Origin of the sequence: Chryseobacterium sp. S0630, from assembly GCF_024158915.1 — a bacterium.
Lineage (GTDB): Bacteria > Bacteroidota > Bacteroidia > Flavobacteriales > Weeksellaceae > Chryseobacterium.
The window spans coordinates 1-20,798 of sequence record NZ_JAMZGF010000030.1 but is presented as its reverse complement, the minus strand read 5'-3'; the positions used below and the strand labels follow the sequence as shown (position 1 = coordinate 20,798).

At 35.8% G+C, this 20,798-nt stretch carries 21 protein-coding genes and 1 other RNA gene; 20 read left to right on the top strand and 2 right to left on the bottom strand.

Going from position 1 to position 20,798, the window contains the following annotated elements; translation table 11 throughout:
* The first annotated feature begins 58 nt into the window (after nt 1-58).
* The 6 genes from gyrA (at nt 59) to NK356_RS13945 (ending at nt 7,152) form a co-directional block, all read left to right on the top strand.
* On the top strand, nt 59-2,659 hold the full coding sequence (gene gyrA, locus NK356_RS13970) for a DNA gyrase subunit A (RefSeq protein ID WP_034697691.1): 2,601 nt from the start codon (nt 59-61) through the stop codon (nt 2,657-2,659).
* Nucleotides 2,660-2,689: 30 nt separating this feature from the next.
* On the top strand, nt 2,690-3,724 hold the full coding sequence (locus NK356_RS13965) for a M48 family metallopeptidase (protein ID WP_253317260.1): 1,035 nt from the start codon (nt 2,690-2,692) through the stop codon (nt 3,722-3,724).
* Nucleotides 3,725-4,045: 321 nt separating this feature from the next.
* Complete coding sequence (locus NK356_RS13960; protein WP_034697698.1) at nt 4,046-4,882, top strand: 1,4-dihydroxy-2-naphthoyl-CoA synthase; 837 nt, start codon at nt 4,046-4,048, stop codon at nt 4,880-4,882.
* 74 nt (nt 4,883-4,956) lie between these two features.
* Nucleotides 4,957-5,886: a 1,4-dihydroxy-2-naphthoate octaprenyltransferase gene (menA, locus tag NK356_RS13955; RefSeq protein WP_253317259.1), complete on the top strand. Its 930-nt coding sequence runs from the start codon at nt 4,957-4,959 to the stop codon at nt 5,884-5,886.
* A 16-nt stretch (nt 5,887-5,902) separates the two neighbouring features.
* Entirely contained in the window at nt 5,903-6,349 is a 447-nt protein-coding gene (locus NK356_RS13950) for an SRPBCC family protein (protein WP_034697703.1), read from the top strand.
* 116 nt (nt 6,350-6,465) lie between these two features.
* A complete protein-coding gene (locus NK356_RS13945; protein ID WP_034697707.1) occupies nt 6,466-7,152 on the top strand; it encodes a metal-dependent hydrolase in 687 nt (228 codons plus the stop codon).
* 117 nt (nt 7,153-7,269) lie between these two features.
* Here NK356_RS13945 and ffs read toward each other — a convergent pair.
* Nucleotides 7,270-7,367, bottom strand: an RNA gene (gene ffs, locus NK356_RS13940) — signal recognition particle sRNA small type.
* A gap of 131 nt (nt 7,368-7,498) precedes the next feature.
* On the opposite strand from ffs, the gene NK356_RS13935 reads away from it, so the two are divergent.
* The 12 genes from NK356_RS13935 to NK356_RS13880 all read left to right on the top strand — a co-directional run bounded on the left by NK356_RS13935 (nt 7,499) and on the right by NK356_RS13880 (nt 18,921).
* A complete protein-coding gene (locus tag NK356_RS13935; RefSeq protein WP_034697710.1) occupies nt 7,499-8,101 on the top strand; it encodes a DUF4199 domain-containing protein in 603 nt (200 codons plus the stop codon).
* A 16-nt stretch (nt 8,102-8,117) separates the two neighbouring features.
* Entirely contained in the window at nt 8,118-9,068 is a 951-nt protein-coding gene (locus NK356_RS13930; protein WP_034697713.1) for a glycosyltransferase family 2 protein, read from the top strand.
* 216 nt (nt 9,069-9,284) lie between these two features.
* The gene (locus NK356_RS13925) at nt 9,285-9,674 is read left to right on the top strand and encodes a hypothetical protein (RefSeq protein WP_253317258.1); all 390 of its coding nucleotides are present in this window, start codon (nt 9,285-9,287) and stop codon (nt 9,672-9,674) included.
* A gap of 192 nt (nt 9,675-9,866) precedes the next feature.
* Nucleotides 9,867-10,568 carry a DUF2807 domain-containing protein gene (locus NK356_RS13920; protein WP_253317257.1) on the top strand — a complete coding sequence of 234 codons (702 nt, stop codon included), beginning with the start codon at nt 9,867-9,869 and terminating at the stop codon, nt 10,566-10,568.
* Between the two features lie 64 nt (nt 10,569-10,632).
* A complete protein-coding gene (locus tag NK356_RS13915; RefSeq protein ID WP_034697723.1) occupies nt 10,633-12,348 on the top strand; it encodes a phospho-sugar mutase in 1,716 nt (571 codons plus the stop codon).
* An 18-nt stretch (nt 12,349-12,366) separates the two neighbouring features.
* A complete protein-coding gene (locus NK356_RS13910; protein ID WP_253317256.1) occupies nt 12,367-13,278 on the top strand; it encodes a hypothetical protein in 912 nt (303 codons plus the stop codon).
* 22 nt (nt 13,279-13,300) lie between these two features.
* A complete protein-coding gene (locus tag NK356_RS13905; protein ID WP_253317255.1) occupies nt 13,301-14,554 on the top strand; it encodes an aminotransferase class I/II-fold pyridoxal phosphate-dependent enzyme in 1,254 nt (417 codons plus the stop codon).
* 556 nt (nt 14,555-15,110) lie between these two features.
* The gene (locus NK356_RS13900; RefSeq protein ID WP_051934503.1) at nt 15,111-16,097 is read left to right on the top strand and encodes a phosphatase PAP2 family protein; all 987 of its coding nucleotides are present in this window, start codon (nt 15,111-15,113) and stop codon (nt 16,095-16,097) included.
* A gap of 139 nt (nt 16,098-16,236) precedes the next feature.
* Entirely contained in the window at nt 16,237-16,959 is a 723-nt protein-coding gene (gene kdsB, locus NK356_RS13895; RefSeq protein ID WP_034697729.1) for a 3-deoxy-manno-octulosonate cytidylyltransferase, read from the top strand.
* Nucleotides 16,960-17,057: 98 nt separating this feature from the next.
* A complete protein-coding gene (locus NK356_RS13890; RefSeq protein ID WP_034697731.1) occupies nt 17,058-17,720 on the top strand; it encodes a hypothetical protein in 663 nt (220 codons plus the stop codon).
* Between the two features lie 34 nt (nt 17,721-17,754).
* Nucleotides 17,755-18,330 carry a glutathione peroxidase gene (locus NK356_RS13885; RefSeq protein ID WP_034697733.1) on the top strand — a complete coding sequence of 192 codons (576 nt, stop codon included), beginning with the start codon at nt 17,755-17,757 and terminating at the stop codon, nt 18,328-18,330.
* A 75-nt stretch (nt 18,331-18,405) separates the two neighbouring features.
* The gene (locus NK356_RS13880; protein WP_367399307.1) at nt 18,406-18,921 is read left to right on the top strand and encodes a VOC family protein; all 516 of its coding nucleotides are present in this window, start codon (nt 18,406-18,408) and stop codon (nt 18,919-18,921) included.
* Between the two features lie 93 nt (nt 18,922-19,014).
* Here NK356_RS13880 and NK356_RS13875 read toward each other — a convergent pair whose 3' ends face one another.
* Complete coding sequence (locus tag NK356_RS13875) at nt 19,015-19,671, bottom strand: NAD(P)H-binding protein (RefSeq protein ID WP_034697735.1); 657 nt, start codon at nt 19,669-19,671, stop codon at nt 19,015-19,017.
* A 122-nt stretch (nt 19,672-19,793) separates the two neighbouring features.
* Between NK356_RS13875 and NK356_RS13870 the strand changes: the two genes are divergently transcribed.
* Together NK356_RS13870 and NK356_RS13865 are read left to right on the top strand one after the other, a co-directional pair.
* A complete protein-coding gene (locus NK356_RS13870; RefSeq protein ID WP_034697738.1) occupies nt 19,794-20,147 on the top strand; it encodes an MmcQ/YjbR family DNA-binding protein in 354 nt (117 codons plus the stop codon).
* An 80-nt stretch (nt 20,148-20,227) separates the two neighbouring features.
* The gene (locus tag NK356_RS13865) at nt 20,228-20,719 is read left to right on the top strand and encodes a hypothetical protein (protein WP_034697741.1); all 492 of its coding nucleotides are present in this window, start codon (nt 20,228-20,230) and stop codon (nt 20,717-20,719) included.
* The last annotated feature ends 79 nt before the right edge of the window (nt 20,720-20,798 follow it).

The following is a 20,798-nucleotide window of genomic DNA, read 5'->3' as shown; positions in this document are numbered from 1 at the left end:
TAAATAATTTTCAGACTTACAGCTAAGAGTTTGAATATCATTACAATAAAATTTGTTTATGCAAAAAGAAGGAGAAAGACTGATTCCTATCAACATTGTTGATGAAATGAAGTCGTCTTATATCGATTATTCGATGTCGGTTATCGTTTCAAGAGCGTTACCGGATGTAAGAGACGGCTTGAAACCCGTTCATAGAAGAGTACTTTATGGTATGTATGGATTAGGGGTATTTTCTAACAGAAAATATTTAAAATCTGCGAGAATTGTTGGGGATGTATTAGGTAAATACCACCCACACGGAGATTCCTCTGTATATGATGCTATGGTAAGAATGGCACAGGATTGGAGCTTACGTTATCCTCAGGTAGACGGACAGGGTAACTTCGGTTCTATGGATGGTGACCCGCCTGCAGCAATGCGTTATACCGAGGCAAGATTGAAAAAAATCTCTGATGAGGTTCTTTCAGACCTAGACAAAGAAACAGTTGATTTCCAGAATAACTTCGACGACAGTTTACAGGAGCCGACAGTAATGCCTACTAAAGTTCCCAATCTTTTGGTAAACGGTACTTCAGGTATTGCCGTAGGTATGGCAACCAATATGGCACCTCATAACCTGTCAGAATCCGTAGATGCAATCTGTGCTTATATCGATAATAAAGAAATTACGATTGATGAGCTGATGCAGCACATTATTGCGCCGGATTTCCCTACAGGTGGTATCATCTATGGATATGACGGAGTAAGAGATGCTTTCCATACAGGAAGAGGTAGAGTAGTTTTAAGAGCTAAAGTGAACTTTGATGAAATCGGAAACAGAAACGCGATTATCGTTACTGAAATCCCTTATCAGGTGAACAAAGCTGAAATGATCGCCAGAACAGCAGAGCTTGTTAAAGACGAAAAAATCCCTGGTATCCACGAGATCAGAGACGAATCGGATAGAAAAGGACTTCGTGTGGTTTACGAATTGAAAAATGACGCAATCCCGAATGTAGTTCTTAACTTATTATATAAATATACGGCACTTCAGACTTCTTTCAGTGTAAACAATATTGCATTGGTACACGGAAGACCGGAGCAGCTGAACCTTAAAGATATCATTCATCACTTTGTAGAGCACAGACATGAGGTAATCGTAAGAAGAACTCAGTATGAGCTTAAAAAAGCAAAAGAAAGAGCACACATTCTTGAAGGATTCATGAAAGTGATCGGAACTCAGGATTCTCTGGACAGAGCAATTTCTATTATCCGTCACAGTGCAAACCCTCAGGCTGCAAAAGAAGGCTTGATCGAAGCATTTGAACTTTCAGACATTCAGGCTCAGGCTATTCTAGATCTTAGATTAGCTCGTTTAACAGGAATGGAGCTTGATAAGATCCGTGATGAATACGATGCGATCATGAAAGAAATTGCAAATTTGGAAGATATCTTAGCCAACGAGCCGAGAAGATTCCAGATCATCAAAGAAGAATTGATCGAAATCAAAGAAAAATACGGAGACGAAAGAAGAACTGAAATTGATTATTCAGGAGGAGAAATGTCTATTGAAGATATCATCCCTAACGAATCTGTAGTTCTTACGATCTCTCATGCAGGATACATCAAGAGAACTTCACTTTCAGAATATAAAATTCAAAGTAGAGGTGGTGTAGGAAACAAAGCAGCAACAACAAGGGATTCCGACTTCCTTGAGTATATTGTTTCTGCAACCAACCACCAGTACATGTTATTCTTTACAGAAAAAGGAAGATGTTATTGGTTAAGAGTATTTGAAATTCCTGAAGGCTCTAAAACAGCAAAAGGAAGAGCGGTACAAAACCTTATCAACATTGAACCGGATGATAAGATTAAAGCTTATATCAGAACGAACAATCTTAAGGATTCTGAATATGTAAATCAAATGAGCGTTGTGATGGTAACCAAAAACGGTACAATCAAGAAAACATCATTGGAAGCGTATTCAAGACCAAGAGTAAACGGGGTAAATGCTATCGAAATTAGAGATAATGACCAGTTATTAGGTGCTTACCTTACCAACGGAGAATCTCAGATTATGATTGCTACTAAAAATGGTAAATGTATCCGTTTCCCTGAAGAGAAAGTAAGAGAAGTAGGAAGAGGATCTATCGGGGTAAGAGGGATCTTGCTTGAAGAAGGTGACGAAGCTATTGGTATGATTGTTGTGAACGATGTAGAGAACGAAACAGTACTTGTAGTATCTGAAAAAGGATACGGAAAGAGAACTGCAGTAGAAGACTACCGAATTACCAACAGAGGAGGAAAAGGAGTTATTACCCTTAACATTACTGAAAAAACAGGAAATCTTATCGCTATTCAAAATGTAACAGACGAAGACGGATTGATGATTATCAACAAATCCGGTGTTGCGATCAGAATGGGAATGGATGAAATGAGAGTGATGGGTAGAAATACTCAGGGAGTGAAACTGATCAACCTTAAGAAAAATGACGAAATTGCAGCCATTGCAAAAGTAGAAATGGATAAAGATGTAGAAGAAGATTCTGAAGAACTTGAAGAAACAGAAGAAGGAGTTGTAGGATCGCTATTTGATAACCAGGAAAATGACAATGTAACACCTCAGGCTGAAAATGAAAACTCAGCAGAGGAAAATGAGAATTCTGATTCTGAAGAATAAATTGTACAATATAAATATAAAATAGTTATTATGAAGAAACTAATTTTAGGAATGGCTATCGTGGCATCTACTTTTGCTTTTGGTCAGAAAAAAGATGCAGCTGCTTTAAATGCTCAGCTTCAGGAAGCTAACAAAGTTGCTATGGATGCATATAACTCAAAAAATTATGCAGCAGCAGCACCTAAGTTTATTGAAGTTTATGACTTATTAAAATCCAGCGGTCAGGACAATAAAATATATATGTATTATGCAGGACTTAGCCACGCGTTAGCTAATAACAGTGATCAGTCTATCAAAATATATACAGATCTTGTGAATTCAGGATTTACAGGTGTAGAAACTACATATACTGCAAAAGAAAAGAAAACAGGACAAGTTGTAAACCTTGATAAATCTACTTGGGAGCTGATGAAGAAAAACGCAGACTATTCTGATTTCAAAACAGAGCAGACAAAAAGTATAGAGCCGGATTTATATGAAACTCTTGCATCTTTACTTCTTAATGCTAAAAGCCCTGAGGCTCTTGCTGTTATTGAAAAAGGATTAGCGAAATTTCCCAATAATGCCAAGCTTAAAGAAGCTCAGACTACAGCATATCTTCAGTCTGGAAACACAGATAAATTTGTTTCAGGATTAAAAGAGCAATTGGCTAAAAATCCAAATGATCCTACAAACTGGTATAACCTTGGAGTAATGCAGGCTAAAACCCCTGCGACTGTTAATGATGCTATAGAATCATTTAAAAAAGCTATTGAGCTGAAACCTGATTTCTCTGATGCATACCAAAATCTTGTTTATACTACTATTGGAGACGATGCTAAAGTTGTAGGGGAGATTAATGCATTAAGAAAAGATAAACCAGACGAAGCTTCTAAATTGATCGATGCTAGAAGAGAAAGATTTGGAAAAGCATTGCCATATGCTGAAGGATGGTATAAGGCAAATCCAAAAAGTATTGACGCGGTTTCTGCACTAAAAGAAATTTATGTAGTAACTAAAAATATTGAAAAAGTTAAAGAAATGAAAGCTAAAGAAGCTGAACTTACAGCTGCTGGAGCAAAATAATCATTTTTTATAATAACACATATGAAAACCGGAATAGAAATGTTCCGGTTTTTTTATTGTAAACGGAAAGTGTTTGCTGAGCTTCTTATCCGGATTCTATGTTTCATGCAGGAGTTTTTAGATCTGTTATGATTTATAAACCTAACAGGTTTTTAAAACCTGTTAGGTTTAATTTATTTAACTCTGCTATGCCGTTTCTATTGAAAATTCTTCATGCCGAATTCATGCATTCAAAATTTATGTTTTTTATAGAGATGAACCTTAAATTTCAACCTGAGAATTTCTCTGTAATTCCGTATCTTTGAGAAAAATTTTTTTAAGATGATCGAGTGGAAAACCGCCAAGGAATACGAAGATATTACCTATAAAAAATCTAACGGAGTAGCAAGAATTGCTTTCAACAGACCTGAGGTGCGTAATGCTTTCAGACCTAAAACAACTTCAGAATTATACGATGCTTTTTATGATGCCTATGAAGATCCTTCAATAGGAGTTGTATTACTTTCAGGAGAAGGACCTAGCCCTAAAGACGGTGGCTGGGCATTTTGTAGTGGAGGTGATCAAAAGGCCAGAGGACACCAGGGATACGTAGGAGAAGATGGAAGACACCGTTTGAATATTCTTGAGGTTCAACGTCTGATCCGTTTCATGCCGAAAGTGGTAATCGCAGTGGTTCCGGGATGGGCAGTTGGTGGAGGACACTCACTTCACGTAGTATGTGACCTTACTTTAGCAAGTGAAGAACATGCTATTTTCAAGCAGACAGATGCTGATGTTACTAGTTTTGATGGTGGTTACGGTTCCGCTTACCTTGCTAAAATGGTAGGACAGAAAAAAGCCCGTGAAATTTTCTTTTTAGGAAGAAATTATTCTGCTCAGGAAGCTTTCGAGATGGGAATGGTCAACAAAGTAGTTCCTCATGCTGAATTAGAAGATACTGCTTATGAATGGGCTCAGGAAATATTGGCTAAATCTCCAACTTCTATCAGAATGCTGAAATTTGCCATGAACCTTACAGACGATGGGATGGTAGGACAACAGGTTTTCGCTGGTGAAGCAACCCGTCTTGCATATATGACAGAAGAAGCTCAGGAAGGAAGAAATGCATTTCTTGAAAAAAGAAAACCCAACTTCGGAGAAGATCAATGGATATCATAACATGAGTGATGAGTAATAAGTAATGTGCAATATTTTTCATTACTTATTATCCATTGCCTATTACTTATAAATTTATGACGGATTGGATAAAAGCCGCAAGGCTAAGAACTTTACCGCTTTCCCTAAGCGGGATTATTATGGGGGCTTTCATTGCGAAATGGAGACTTTACGGAGAAGGAGGAATCTGGGACTGGAAAATCCTTGCGCTTGCTCTTTTGGTTACCCTTTTATACCAGATTTTATCAAATTATGCCAATGATTATGGTGATGGAGTAAAAGGAACCGACGCCAAAAGAATCAATGAAGCAGAAGCAAGAGCTGTAGCATCAGGGAAAATTACTGCAAAACAAATGAAGAATGCGGTAATCCTTTTCGCAGCATTATCTTTCATGGCTACCATAGCTTTGCTATACGTAGCCTTCATTCCGAACTATATGAATGAATTTTATATCTTCATAGGACTGGGAGTAGCATGTATTCTTGCAGCAATTGGATATACAGTAGGGAAGAAACCTTACGGATACATGGGATTGGGAGATATCTTCGTGTTTATCTTCTTTGGATTGGTTTCCGTATGTGGAAGTTATTTCTTATTTACAAAAACTTTCAGCTGGGATATATTATTACCCGGAACAGCTGTTGGAATGATGAGTATGGCTGTTCTTAACCTGAACAATATGAGAGATATTGAAAGTGATAGATTATCAGGGAAAAACAGCTTTGCATTGAGAATCGGATTCAAAAATGCAATGATTTACGAAATGGTTCTTTTGCAACTTCCTTTACTACTTATTCTTGTATTTTTAGGAATGAACGGATTTATGCAGCAGCAAAATTATTACGTTTTCATTGTAATGATTCTGTTATTTCCACTATCAAAACTAAGAAGAAAGATATTATCTGTAAAAGAGCCGAAGGAATTAGATCAATATTTAAAGCAGGTAGGAATTATGACTTTTGTAATGGCTATTCTTACAGCAGCTGGACTTAATTTATTTAACTAATCCAAAATATTATATCATGAGTTCTAATGTCTATGTTGAAGCTCAAATGCTTATCAGAAAACCGATTGAAGATGTTTTTGAAGCATTTATCAATCCGGAAGTAACCACTCATTTCTGGTTTACCAAATCGACCGGAAAATTGGAAGAAGGTAAAATCATTACCTGGGAATGGGAAATGTACGGCGTGAAATCCGAAGTGAAGGTTCATCAGATTATTCCAAACCAGCTCATCAGAACAGAGTGGGGAGAGCCTTCAACCAACGTAGACTATGAATTCAAAACCATGGAACAAGGAACTCTGGTTATCATTAAAAGCTATGGATTCAGCCAGACGGGCGAAGATCTGCTGAAAGTGATTAATGACAATACAGGAGGTTTTACGACAGTTTTAGACGGTTGTAAAGCTTATCTGGAACATGGGATTAATTTAAGATTGATTGAGGATAAATTCCCATCGAAATAACAAATTAAAGAAAACACAGATGGCACGAATGCTTTCACGGATGTCACTAATCTCATTGTGCTCTTTGTGAAATTATTTGAGTCATTTGTGTTTAAAAATTTAAACTAAAATTTAAAATGAAAATACAATTCTTAGGGCAAAATTGTTTTCTGTTCACCTACAAGGACAAAACAATTTTGAGCGACCCTTTTTACAACTACAAAAAAGCAGAATCAGGTTTTGATATTGCTGCTCAAAAAATCGACTACATCCTGTTGACCCATGCGCACGGTGATCATATTGCTGATGTAGCAGAGGTATTGCAGCACTACCCGGAAGCTACCATTATTGGAGTTCCTGAAGTTTGCGGTTACTTCCAGCAGGCTAAAAATAGAGACGATGTGAACTTAGGAGGATCGGCAAAAATCGACGATCTTAAAATTTCCATGGTTCCGGCTCACCATACAAGTTCTTTCCCGGATGGAAGCTATGGAGGCGTTCCTGTTGGGTATATCTTCAGACTTCCTGAAGGTAAGAACATCTATTTGGCAGGTGATACAGGAGTAATGGCTGATATGGAGCTGTTCCCGAGACTATACGGAAACATCGACCTTTCTATTCTTCCCATCGGAAGCCACTATACAATGTGCCCTAGAAAAGCTTCTTTTGCAGCAGCAGAGCTATTAAAAACACCGAAAGTAATCGGATGTCACTTTGATACTTTCCCTGCCATTGAAATCAATCATGAAAGTGCACTACAACATTTTGCTGATAAAAATGTAGAACTTGTTTTACCAAAATTAGGAGAGACGTTCGAATTTTAATCAATAACGAAACCGGAGGTAATCTGAAAATTAGAAAAATGAATATGATGCGTAAGGTATTAAAAACAAAAAAAGATAATTATCAAATTACCTCTCTTCTTACTTTAAACCAAAAAAAAATGGCAAGCTACCTAAATCACACCGCTACGACCGATTACCTTTGCTGCGTTCCCACCCTGGAGGATTCTCAGGAGCTGGTTGTTTAGGACTTGCCGTTGCAAAGGTAGGAATATTTTATAAACTTCAAAACTTTATCAAAGAAAATTAGTTGAAAAAATGCAGTGGTAAAGCTAAACGCCTGACATTTAGAGGGAAAAATTTTCAACTTTTTTTTAAAAATTTAAATATGACGAAAAGTCCATCAACACTAGGAATTATACTTTTTATCGCTACAATGATTGTTTTCTTTGTAGTATATACTTTTTTCTCAGGAATCAATTATTTTGATATCTCTTTGAAAGCCAATGCTTTTGTTTTGCCTCTTTTATATGCCGGAGTTGCCTTCTGGTCTGTAAAATCGTTTTGGAACAACCATAGAGTAGTAAAATTCAAGGAAGCTTTCAAAAGAGCATTTGTTCCGATGTTCATCGGAGGAATTCTTTCCATTTTCAGTATTTATGCTTTTTTAACTTTTGTAGATCCTGCAGCTAAAAGCCTGTTGAACTATCAATATGTTCAAAGACAAAAATCAGAACTGGATACAGAATATACTTCAGCAAGAAAAATTCTGAAGCATCAGAAAGATATTGATGAGCTGGATCAGAAATACAAAGAAAGATTGCAAAGCTTCACACCAGAGGCGGTTAAAGGAAAAGATATGCTTACCGCAAGTCATTTTTCAGGATATTTTGCAGCAATTCTTATATTTTACGTAGTTTTGTCGGTGTTTTTCGGAGCGTTTTTCAGAACAAGAACAATACATCAACCCGAAGAAACAAACCAAGCCTAATTTTTATTAAAATTAAATGAATTTATCTATAGTTATTCCGTTACTGAACGAAGAAGACTCTCTGGAAGAGCTTTTTTCAAGAATCGATAAAGTATGCACAACCAGTAATTTATCTTATGAAATCTGGTTTGTAGACGATGGAAGTACGGATTTGTCGTGGAGTATTATTGAAAATATGAAAGTTCAGTATCCTCAGATCCACGCTATTAAATTTTCCAGAAATTATGGAAAATCACAAGCACTTCATGCCGCTTTTGAAAGAACAAACGGTGATGTAGTGATTACAATGGATGCCGATTTACAGGATTTTCCAGAAGAAATTCCGGAACTGTATAATATGGTGATTCATGAGAATTATGATATCGTTTCCGGTTGGAAAAAGAAGCGTTTTGATAATGTAATGACGAAAAATATTCCGTCAAAATTATTCAATGCAGCGGCTAGAAAAGTTTCCGGAGTTTATCTTCACGATTTCAACTGTGGCTTAAAAGCCTACAAAAAACAGGTGGTAAAATCTGTTGACGTATACGGAGATATGCACCGTTATATTCCGGTATTGGCTGCCAATGCAGGTTTCAGAAGAATCACGGAAAAAGAAGTACAGCACCAGGCAAGACCTTACGGAACTTCAAAATTCGGAACTGAGAGATTTGTAAGAGGTTTCCTGGATTTGATAACCCTTTGGTTTGTAAGCCGTTTTGGAGGAAGACCAATGCATTTCTTCGGGGCTGTAGGAACTTTAATGTTTATTGTTGGTTTTCTTTCAGCACTTTGGTTAGGGATTTCTAAACTCATTGATGTGGCAAGAGGAATCTATGGACATTTAATCACCAATAATCCTTGGTTCTTTATTGCATTAACCATGATGATTATGGGAAGCCTTCTGTTTGTAGCAGGGTTCTTAGGAGAAATGATTATCAGAACCAACCGTGAGCACAAGAATTATAATATTGATGAAGTGATATAATAGTTGGATGTTCATCTGAAGTAAAATGAAAATCAATCTGTTAATGTAAACCTTTAGTTGATGTATGACCATTCCCATCCTTTGGAGGGGTGGCGAAAATTCAAAGAATTTTTGACGGGGTGGTTACGCAAAAAATAATCATTCCAATTTCAATACATACAAAGCACTCTGTCAACAGGGTGCTTTTTTGTAATTTTATAAAAACTTTTAACGTAAATGTTTCAACTCAAATCAATCCTTTTTTATCTTCTTTTATTCCTGATAATTTCCTGTTCCTCCAACAAACTCTCTGGTTCATGGGAGTTTATTGATATTTATGATGGTGAAATTCGTCATACAGATACACTGAAAACCAAAACAAATAATTCCAGATACGGAACAGGAATTCTCACTTTTTATAAAGATAAAACTTTCATATCAATGGGGAATAGCGGGACTTATCAGATCGGAAATAATCTGTTGAAAATGAAGTACAATGACGATGAAAATATAACCCCAATGAAAATTTCCCGTGTAGATAGAAATCATCTGCTTTTATTTTCAATGGCGGGAAGTCCTAAAACCTGGTTTTATAAAAAAGTAAAAGAAAAGGAGAATAAGAAATAACCTTTTCCGAAAAGCTGAAAATTGAAAATTATCAGGTATTTTATTGTCAAAAGACAAAGATTTTTAGAAATTTTAATCCTATTTTTGTTCAAAGTAATATTGAAAGTCCTGTAAGAGCCATGAAGAAATGCTTTCAGAGATTTTCAGTAAAAATCGTTACGATTTGTAATTATAGAATATTTAAATTTAAATATGAAAAAAATTGTATACACATTAATGCTGACAGCAGTGGTTTCCTGTGGAAAAGTATCTCCAAAAGGAAATATTGAAAAGAAAGATGTGGATGTATCGGAATTCGTCAACCTTGATCTGGAAGGGAAATTCCGTGTATTTTATGCCAGAGGTCCGAAAAATTTTGTAGAAATAGAGACTTACCCGAATGTAGCAAGCAATCTGGATGTGGATGTAAAAGACAAAACCCTTTTCATTAAAGAAAAAAGAGGGACAAAAGGGGTAGATTTTTATAATGTAACGATTTATTCCAAATATAATCTGGAAAAAGTTGCTGTTTCTGATTCTGTGGAAGTTAATATTTCAAGTGAAATCAAAACAGACAATTTCAGACTTAATATGAAAAATAATGCAAGCTTCATGGGATCTGTGAATACCAGAAGAGCAGAAGTAGAAATGCATAACAGAAGCCGCGCCAACTTTTTGGGATTGTCTAAAGATGCGGTTATAAAGATTTCAGATACAGCAAGTTTAATTGCTCCTTACTGGAAAATTACCAATTTGAATATTGATTCTAAAAACGGAAATTATGCAGAAGTAAATGTAAAAGATTCTTTAAAAGGACATATACAGAATACTGCAAAATTTATTTATTATAATGACCCTATCAGAGCGTTTAAAATTGATAAAACGACAAAGGTAGAAAACAAAAAGCTGGATTAAAAACAGCATTATTTAAACTAGAAACTAGGAACTTTACAAACTATAAAAGAACAACAATACAAATATGAATACACTAGAAAAAGCGAAACTTTGGTTAAGTGATACCTTCGATAAAGAAACAAGAGATGCTGTACAGACGTTGATCGACAGCAATTCCCCTGATCTGGAAGATTCTTTCTACAGAGAACTGGAATTCGGTACAGGAGGTATGCGTGGGATAATGGGGGTAGGAACCAACCGCTTAAATAAATATACATTAGGACAGGCTACTCAGGGATTGGCTAATTATATGCTTCAGCAGTTCAAGGGAGAAGAGATTAAAGTGGCCATCGCTTATGATGTTCGTAATAACTCAAAAGAATTCGGGAAACTAGTTGCAGATGTTCTGACAGCGAATGGAATCAAAGTACTGCTTTTCAAAGATCACAGACCGACTCCTGAATTGTCTTTCACGGTACGTGATAAAAAATGTAATGGAGGAATTGTATTGACAGCTTCTCACAACCCGCCTGAATACAATGGTTATAAAGTATACTGGAATGACGGAGCACAAATTGTTCCACCTAATGATGAAGCCATTATCAATGAAGTATATTCTGTAAAATTTGAGGAAATTAAATTCAACGGAAATGATGATCTGATCGAATGGATCGGAGAGGAGCAGGATGATGTTTACATCGATGCTTGTATTGAAAATTCTACGTATCAGAATGTTGGAAAAGAAAATTTAAATATTGTTTTCACCTCTATCCACGGAACAACCTATACTACCATTCCAAAAGCTTTAGAAAAAGCAGGATTCAAAAAAATAGATCTTGTAAGAGAACAGATGATCCCAAGTGGAAATTTCCCTACCGTAGATTCTCCAAACCCGGAAGAACCTGCAGCTTTGGAAATGGCAATGGATCTGGCAAGAATTACCAATGCGGATATCGTGATCGGAACAGATCCGGACGGAGACAGATTAGGGATTGCAGTAAGAAACCTTGATGGTGAAATGCAATTATTAAACGGTAACCAAACCAATACAATCCTTACATATTATATTCTGAATGAGTGGAGAAAACAAGGGAAAATTACCGGAAAAGAGTTCATCGGTTCTACAATCGTAACTTCCGATATATTCTTTGATATTGCACAGAAATTCGGAGTAGAATGCAAAGTAGGTCTTACCGGATTCAAATGGATCGGAAAAATGATCCGCGAAGCAGAAGGAACACAAAAATTTGTGTGTGGTGGTGAGGAAAGTTTCGGATTCATGACCGGGGATTTTGTTCGTGATAAGGACTCTTGTGGAAGTATCCTTGTAGCTTGTGAAATTGCTGCATGGTGCAAAGCCAACGGAAAAACAATGTATCAGTACATGATTGAGATCTACGAAGACCTTGGAATGTATTACGAAGGATTGATCAATATCGTAAGAAAAGGAAAAGAAGGCGCTGAAGAAATTCAGAATATGATGAAAAACTTCCGTGAGAATCCTCCGAAAGAACTGGCTGGTTCATTAGTAGAAGAAGTGAAAGACTTTAAGGAACAGACAAGCCTTACCGTTTCTACCAACGAGAAAAAAGTAATGAATGATATTCCGAAGTCTAATGTTTTGATCTATTACACACAGGATGGAACAAAAGTATGTGTAAGACCTTCAGGAACAGAACCGAAAATCAAGTTCTATGTTTCAGTGAAGGATTCCATTACTTCAGAAGCCGATTTCAGAGACAAATTAAAATCATTGGAAGCTAAAATAGGAGCAGTTAAAACAGATTTGAAACTGGATTAATGCGCTGAAATACAGCAGATGATAAAAAGAATTATAGCAATATGCATACTCTCTGCAGCTGTAGTTTCCTGTAAAAAGGAAACTGCAGTTTCAGAAGTAAAACAGGTAAACGATTCGATTACCAAAACTGAATTCGAAGAAGATCAGTACAAACCCATAGACACAGCTTGTTCATCCGCTAACAAAACGGAGGATTATATCACATCTCTTCAATGGTATCGTACCAAAATCGAAAAAGAGATGGCAGCTAACAGCCCGGAACAGAACGACAGAGTATACGAAAATTATTTAAAAATAAGAGGAAAGTATACAGAATGTCTGATGAACCTTCATACTGATGTCCTGGATAAATATGTGAATTATTATAACTATGATAAGGATCAGTACAACTTTCCGGATAACGTTAAAAAAATAGCCTCAGAACTGAAGAAAGCAGGTCTTGAATTCAGAGAAGTAGGAGAAGGAATAACTGAAATATGGACCATTCCGGGATATTATCCTTCTATTTTTAAGAATAAAGTAACTCCGGATTATGAAGCTTATATTTCACAAACTGATAAAGAGAGTGAAACCAATTATGCAGCAGATGCAGGATTGATAATCAGCTGGGAACAATTAGGTAATAGATTGATTTTCTGGGAGAATTTCATGAATAAATATCCTGATAGCAAGCTGATAAAGACTGTAAGACAAGACTATAACTACTATTTGTCCGATTATCTTTTAGGAATGGATAATACACCCACTTACGAAAGAGAACAGGACAAAGGAACCGGAAAACTAAACGATGAAAACAGAGCGGAATTCAACAGGATGATTAAAAAATATCCGAATTCCAACACGGCAAAAAAAGCAAAAGAAGTAATCACCCTTTTTGATGCGCAAACACCGGTAGATCAAATATATGAGAAGATTCATGGAGAACGATAATATAAATTTAAAATAAGAAAAAGTGAAAGTTTCAAAATTAGCAGCGAACCTGATCGGTTCTGAAATTGTAAAAATTGGTAACGAAGTAAATGATCTAAAAGCAAAAGGAGCGGAAATTGCCAATCTTACTATTGGTGATCTGAATTCTAATATCTATCCTATTCCGGCATTACTGAAGGAAGAGATTCAGAAAGCATATCAGAATAATCTGACGAACTATCCGCCTGCCAACGGACTTTTATCTTTAAGAAAAGAAGTTTCCAAAGACCTTAAAAAAAGATGGAATCTTGACTATTCTCCTGAAGATATTCTGATTACTGCAGGATCAAGACCTTTGATCTATGCCGTATACAAAACGATCGTAGATGAAGGAGATAAAGTAGTATATCCTACACCATCCTGGAACAATAATCACTATGCTTACCTTACTTCAGCCAATGCTGTAGAAGTAAAAACAAAGCCTGAAACCAATTTCCTTCCGACTGCTGATGATTTAAGACCTCATTTGGATGGAGCTGTGTTATTAGCTTTGTGTTCTCCATTGAACCCTACAGGAACCATGTTTACAAAAGAACAGCTTTCTGAGATCTGTGAACTCGTAATTGCTGAAAACAAAAAAAGAGGTGAAGATCAGAAACCGCTATACTTAATGTATGACCAGATCTATTCTTGCCTTACATTCGGTGCTGAGCATGTAGATCCGGTTTCTCTTTTCCCTGAACTGAAAGACTATACCATCTATATCGACGGTATTTCAAAATGCCTTGCAGCAACAGGAGTACGTGTTGGATGGGGATTCGGGCCTGCTCATATCCTTGATAAAATGAAGGCGCTTCTTACTCACGTTGGAGCATGGGCACCAAAACCAGAGCAGGAAGCAACGGCTAAATTCTATGAAAATTCAGAGAATGTAGATACTTTCGTGAATGATTTTAAAGCTAAACTTGAAAACAGCTTAAAAGTACTTCACAACGGAGTTCAGGATTTAAAAGGAAAAGGACTTGCTGTTGATAGTATTGAACCAATGGGAGCTCTTTATCTTACTATTAAATTAGACTATATTGGGAAAACAAAACCAGACGGAGCTGTACTTGAAAACTCTTCAGACCTGGTATTCTATTTAATTAATGAAGCAGGAGTGGCATTAGTACCATTCTCAGCCTTCGGAGAAGAAAAAACTGAACCTTGGTTCCGTGCTTCTGTAGGAGGATTAGCTGTAGATGAGATCAAAGTAATGCTTCCAAAACTGGAAAGTGCTTTGAACAAATTAAAGTAATCTTTACATAAAATATAAATGCTTCGACTCTGTCCGGCATGACATCGTTAAAATATATCTTTTAGTATTAGCAATGTCAGGCTGAGCGGAGTCGAAGCATTTTTTGCATATCTTATAGCACCATGAAACTTCCGCGAAAATCTTTTCTTGAAACAAAATATGTGTTTTTTTCAACGCTGGCAATTATTGTAATTTCAATTCTACTCATTTTTCTTTCCTACTTTTTTGGTCTTTTCTTTTGGTCGTCAGTATTATTATTAGGAGCTACTTTGTACTGGATTTTTTTCAGAGCTTTCAGATTGGTTTTCAAAAACTCAGGAAAATGCAAGGGCAATTTGCTAAAAAGTTTTGGATTCGGACTTTTTTACTCTTTTCTCTATATCTCCTGGATGTATGGAATTATTTTTCTGATCAAATATTTGAATTAAAGTTGCGTTTATTAATCAAAAAATTAAATAAATATTAAAAGTTAAATAATCACTTTGTAAGATACTTAACAAGGAATTATCTTTGAGACTTTTACACACCTGAATATAATAAAGTCGAAAATTACACGATGAAAAAACTGAGATTTCTACTCTTACCAGTTTCAATATTGGTATGCTCACAAGAGGTTGATACACTGAAGGTAAAGGAGCTTCCCAAGGAACTCGAATTACCACAAGTACAAACCTACACTTTAAAAGACGGATCTGTCCGCACCTATCCGAAACCTAAATTATTGGATTTTGTAACCAAATTACCCAGAAACTTTATCAATACCAATAAAGACTTTGTAGCCAAAGATCATGCTTATTATCTGGGAGGAGCTGTGGCAGCTACTTTGATTCTCCTGCCATTTGACCAGAAACTGATAGACAACTCAAGAGAGCTGGCTGAACAATGGGGAATGGATAAAGATAACAACTATCACAAAGTAGGAGGAGTTTTTAAAATCCCTAAGGATATCGGATCTACTCTGTATCTTATAGGAAATGGTTCTACATTAGTATTATTAGGTATTGGTTTCGGAACGTATGGATTGATTAAAAATGATTACAGAGCACAGGCCACAGCGAGCGGTTTGATGGAAAGTTTAATTCTTTCCGGAGTTTTCACTCAAACCCTTAAAAGAATTACCGGAAGAGAAAGCCCGTTTATTGCTGAAGAATATGGACATAAAGGAGGCGCATGGAATCCGTTTCCAAGTTTCTCTGCATTCAGTAAAAATACCTCGAATTACGATGCAATGCCGTCCGGACATTTAACCACTTTCATGGCTGGGATCACTGTGATTGCAGATAACTATCCGGATGCAAAATGGATCAAACCTGTAGGATATACACTGGCAGGAGCATTATGCTTTCAAATGATGCAAAGCAAAGTTCACTGGGCTTCAGACTATCCGCTGGCTCTATTAATGGGATATTTTATAGGAAAAACCATCTCAAAAAGCAGATATACTTCTTCAGAAGGAACAATAGGAAAGACAAAATATAGTCTCAACTTCACTGCATCCCGCCAATGGGAATACAATATGGTAGGCGTAAAACTCTCTTTTTAAACTCTGAAATCTCTGTTTTGTAGAGGAAATAAGATACTTTTCACTACATTTGGTCTCAGGATAAAAGGTTTTTTCGGACTTTTATACATGCCGGAATGAAACCTCCTGATTTAAAAAGAATTACTTAATATTGTATTAAATGAAAATAATCGCTGTCATCCCTGCCCGTTACGAAGCAAGCCGTTTTCCAGGGAAATTAATGCAGATTTTAGGAGAAAAAACCGTGATTACCACAACCTATCAGAATGTAGTGGAAACCGGACTGTTTGACGAAGTATTCGTAGCCACAGACTCTGAAATTATTTTTGATGAAATCGTAAAAAACGGAGGAAAAGCCGTAATGACAGGACAGCACGAGACCGGAAGCGACCGTATTGCTGAAGCAGTACAGAATATAGACTGTGATATCGTGATCAATGTTCAGGGAGATGAGCCTTTCCTTAAGTTAGAACCTTTACGTCAGCTGATTGAAGTTTTCAGAAATGATAACCAACAGGAAATCTCTCTAGCTTCTTTAAAAATACAACTGCATGAAAAAGAGGAAATTGAAAATCCGAATAATGTAAAAGTAATTACTGATAATAATGGTTTTGCCTTGTATTTCAGCCGTTCCGTAATTCCTTTCCACAGAGAAGTTTCTTATGATGTAAGCTATTTTAAACATATTGGAGTATATGCTTTCAGGAAAGAAGCCTTATTGCAGTTTTCAAAGCTGGCTATGAAACCATTGGAAATATCAGAAAAAATTGAATGCATCCGTTATCTTGAATATGGAATGAAAATCAAAATGATAGAAACCAATTTCGTAGGAGTAGGCATTGATACTCCGGAAGATCTTGAAAAAGCCCGAAAGTTAATTTAAAATCAAAAAAATCAGCAAAACAAATTAGCCTTTTAGTTGTTTTGCGTTTTTGCAATTTTACATAAATCCCCCTATATTTGAATTTATAAATAAAATTAATGAAGAAGTTATTATTAGTATTTGGACTGATATTTTCACACGTGATATTCGGACAGACCGCAAAGGAAATTATTGACAAAAACATTGAATTATCCGGAGGGTTAACCAATTGGAAACTGTTAAACTCAGTATTGCTTCAGGGAAAAGTAATCTTGGGAATTAAAGATGAATATCCGATAAGAATTTTCCAGCAACGTCCAAATCTTACTAAAACATTGATTACTACCGGAGGAAAAGAAACCGCAATTGAAGGTTTTGACGGTACCAAAGGGTATGCAATGAATTATGCCGCCAACAAGCTTCAGGAGTATCCTGAATATGTGCCGGAAAGCTTTGATAATGACTTCATTGATTGGGAAAATAAAGGATTTGATGCCAAATATCTTGGAAAAGAAAAAGTAGGAGAGATCTACTGCCATAAAGTAGAGCTTACCAAGAATGTAAATAAGAATATGTATTATTTTGATACAAAAACTTATATGTTGATCAAGGAAGTGAAAAAAGATGAAACATTGATCTATTCTGATTTTAAAAAAGTGGGAAACATTGTAATGCCTTTCAGAATTGAATCTTCAAGTGCTAAAAAAGATGGAGATTATGTGATGTTATTAAACAGAGTAGACATCAATAAAGTATTCCCGGCTAATATTTTTAAGTTTTAATTCAACTGCAGTTCTCTGCATAAACTTATAAGACATGAAAAAGATTTTTTTACTGCTGCTTTCTTTCATGGCATTTCTGCAAAGCTGCACCAACCAAAAAAGTGAAATTTCTAAAGCTAAAACCACAGAACTTATGGGAAAAACAATTTATGACTTCAAAGTAGAAAGTCTTGATGGCAAAGAAATCAATTTTGCAGATTTCAAAGGAAAGAAAATCCTGATTGTCAATACAGCTTCAGAGTGTGGATTTACCCCACAGTATGCAGATCTTGAAAAGGTATATGAACAATATAAAGATAAATTGGTAGTGGTAGGTTTCCCGGCCAATAACTTTGGAGGACAGGAACCCGGAACCAATACTGAAATTGGGGCTTTCTGCCAGAAAAATTATGGCGTAACATTCCCGATGGCTGCCAAAGTTTCTGTAAAAGGCGATGATACAGCACCTATCTTTAAATTTTTAACAGAGAAAGAACTGAACGGAGTAAAAAATACAAGCATCCTTTGGAATTTTACGAAATTTCTGGTAGATGAAAACGGAAAATTGATTGACACCTTTGTAAGCACTACAAATCCTACGGATGTAGCTATTACAAAGTATCTGAAATAAAGATAAAAAACTATATTTTTACAAGTGGGTGTTTACATCCACTTTTTTTATTTTTAAATCTAATAATTGCTCCCTATGAAAAAAATAATTTTTACCCTTTGTATCCTGGCTTCTTTTATGTTAGGATTTGCTTTTAAGGCTGTTACGGAAAATAAGTCTGATGATTTGAAAAGAGTTACTGGTATTGGCGGAATCTTTTTTAAATGTAAAGATCCTAAGAAAATGAGAGAATGGTATGAAAGTCATCTGGGACTTAATACCAATCAATATGGAGCTGTATTTGAATGGTTCCAGGGTGCGGATAATTCTAAAAAAGGATTTAGCCAGTGGAGTCCATTCAGTGAAAAAACAAAATATTTTCAGCCTTCTGAGAAAGATTTTATGATCAATTACAGAGTGGATAACCTTGAAAAACTGGTTGAGCAGTTAAAAAAAGAAAATGTAACTGTAGTTGATAAAATCGAGACTTATGAATATGGAAAATTTGTCCATATCATGGATATTGAAGGAAATAAAATAGAACTATGGGAACCTAATGATATTGAATATGAAAAATTAGGACAGAAAATGAACAGCAAAACAACAAAATAGGTAATAGATGAAAGGTAGCAGGATTTAGGGTTTAGGGGAATTAATAATGAGAACTTCATCTTTAACCCGAACCCAATTACCTCGCACCCCGAATCATTCATTACTCTTCTCTGCAAAGCAGAAAATGTTCCCCAGCTTGATACTCGAATAGCCATTGCTTTTTATTTTCGAAGAATTGATCATAGCCTTTGCTAAAATATCTGTTGGCAAAGGTTTTTGACTTTCTAACAGCCCAAGTTTATTAGCAAATTTAATAATGCGGCTGCCTAAAACTTCTCCGGTTCTCTCAGAATCTTTTCGCTCAAGCATTCCTGGTTTAAAAATGGTAATCTTGTTGAAATGCAATTGTTTTACGGCCTCTTCCAGTTCACCTTTCATTTTAGAATAGAAAATTTTAGACTGCGGATTTGCACCATAAGCCGATACCAGAATATAATCTTCCACCTCATTTTCTTTTGCGGCTTTTGCAAATTCATACTGATAATCAAAGTCTACTTTCTTCTGAGCTTCTTTGCTTCCGGCATCTTTTAAGGTAGTTCCCAGACACGAAAATGCCACATCTCCCTTCACCATATCTTTCCATTCTTCAGGCTTTTCAAAATTCACCACATGAACTTTGAGTTTATTATTCTGAATATCAACAGGTTTTCTGACGAAAATATCCACTTCATCAAATTCTTTATCATTGAGTAACTGATTCACCAGATCTTTTCCTGTAGCGCCTGTAGCACCTATTACCAGAGCTTTCATAATAATTGCGATTTTGTGAGATTATTTCTTTCTTAAATTTACTAAATTTGAATTAAAGATTCAAGAATTAATTTAATCATTACCCATTACCCATTACTTATCACTTATTACTCATATAGAACATGGATGCCAACGAAATTTTAGATTACTGTCTTGCCAAAAAAGGAGTTACGGAAAGTTTTCCGTTTGATAACGAAACACTTGTACTGAAAGTAGATACCAAAATATTTTTACTGATGGGGCTTGAAAGACAACCGTTATCAGTAAATGTGAAAACTGATCCTGAATGGAGTGCAGAACTTCGCGAACAATATCCTCAGATCACAGGTGCTTATCATATGAATAAAACCCACTGGAATTCTGTAGCAATAGATGGATTGAAAAGAGATTTGATCTTTAAACTTATTGACCACTCCTATGATCTGGTTTTTAAATCCCTGACCAAGAAAGCACAGAATGAAGTGAATTCTCTATAGAAGATAAGAAAATATTGAGGTACGGTATTTGTTATCTTTCATCAGTGAAATATAAATTTTAATAATAAAATAAATAACAAATGAGAAACCATCTTCTATTATTCTTAGCAGTAGGGGCAATAACGTTGTCAAGCTGCACCAAGCCACAAAACAAAAGTACAGCTGAAAATCCGTCTCCAGCAGTTTCAACATCTGAAACTTCTTCTGAAAATCTTAAAATAGAATTTTCAGGGGCGGAGAATTTTACCATTAAAAATCCAAAACTGAAGGTTAGCCTGTATGGGATGGATGAAAAACTGGCTGATGCTCCTGCCAGCTTAATTACAGAGAAAGAATTTGAGCAGAAATCTGTGCCATTCACCATTGATCTTCCGGTACCCAAGGATGCTGAAAGTAAAATCAATCCAAAACCTGCTGGTCCGGCAAAATACTATGTAACCATAAGCTGGGATTCGGATGGAAATGGAAAAGCAGATGAGAAAGGTGATATCTTCATTGATTATGACAAACAGTTCCCCAATGTGAAACTGAACAATGAAACCCAGAAAATCTATTTAAAAGTATTAAAATAAACTAAAAGAAGCCGTCTCATTTTCCTTGAGGCGGTTTTTGTTTATAAACTACCCATATTATTTTTTTAGGATGATTTTT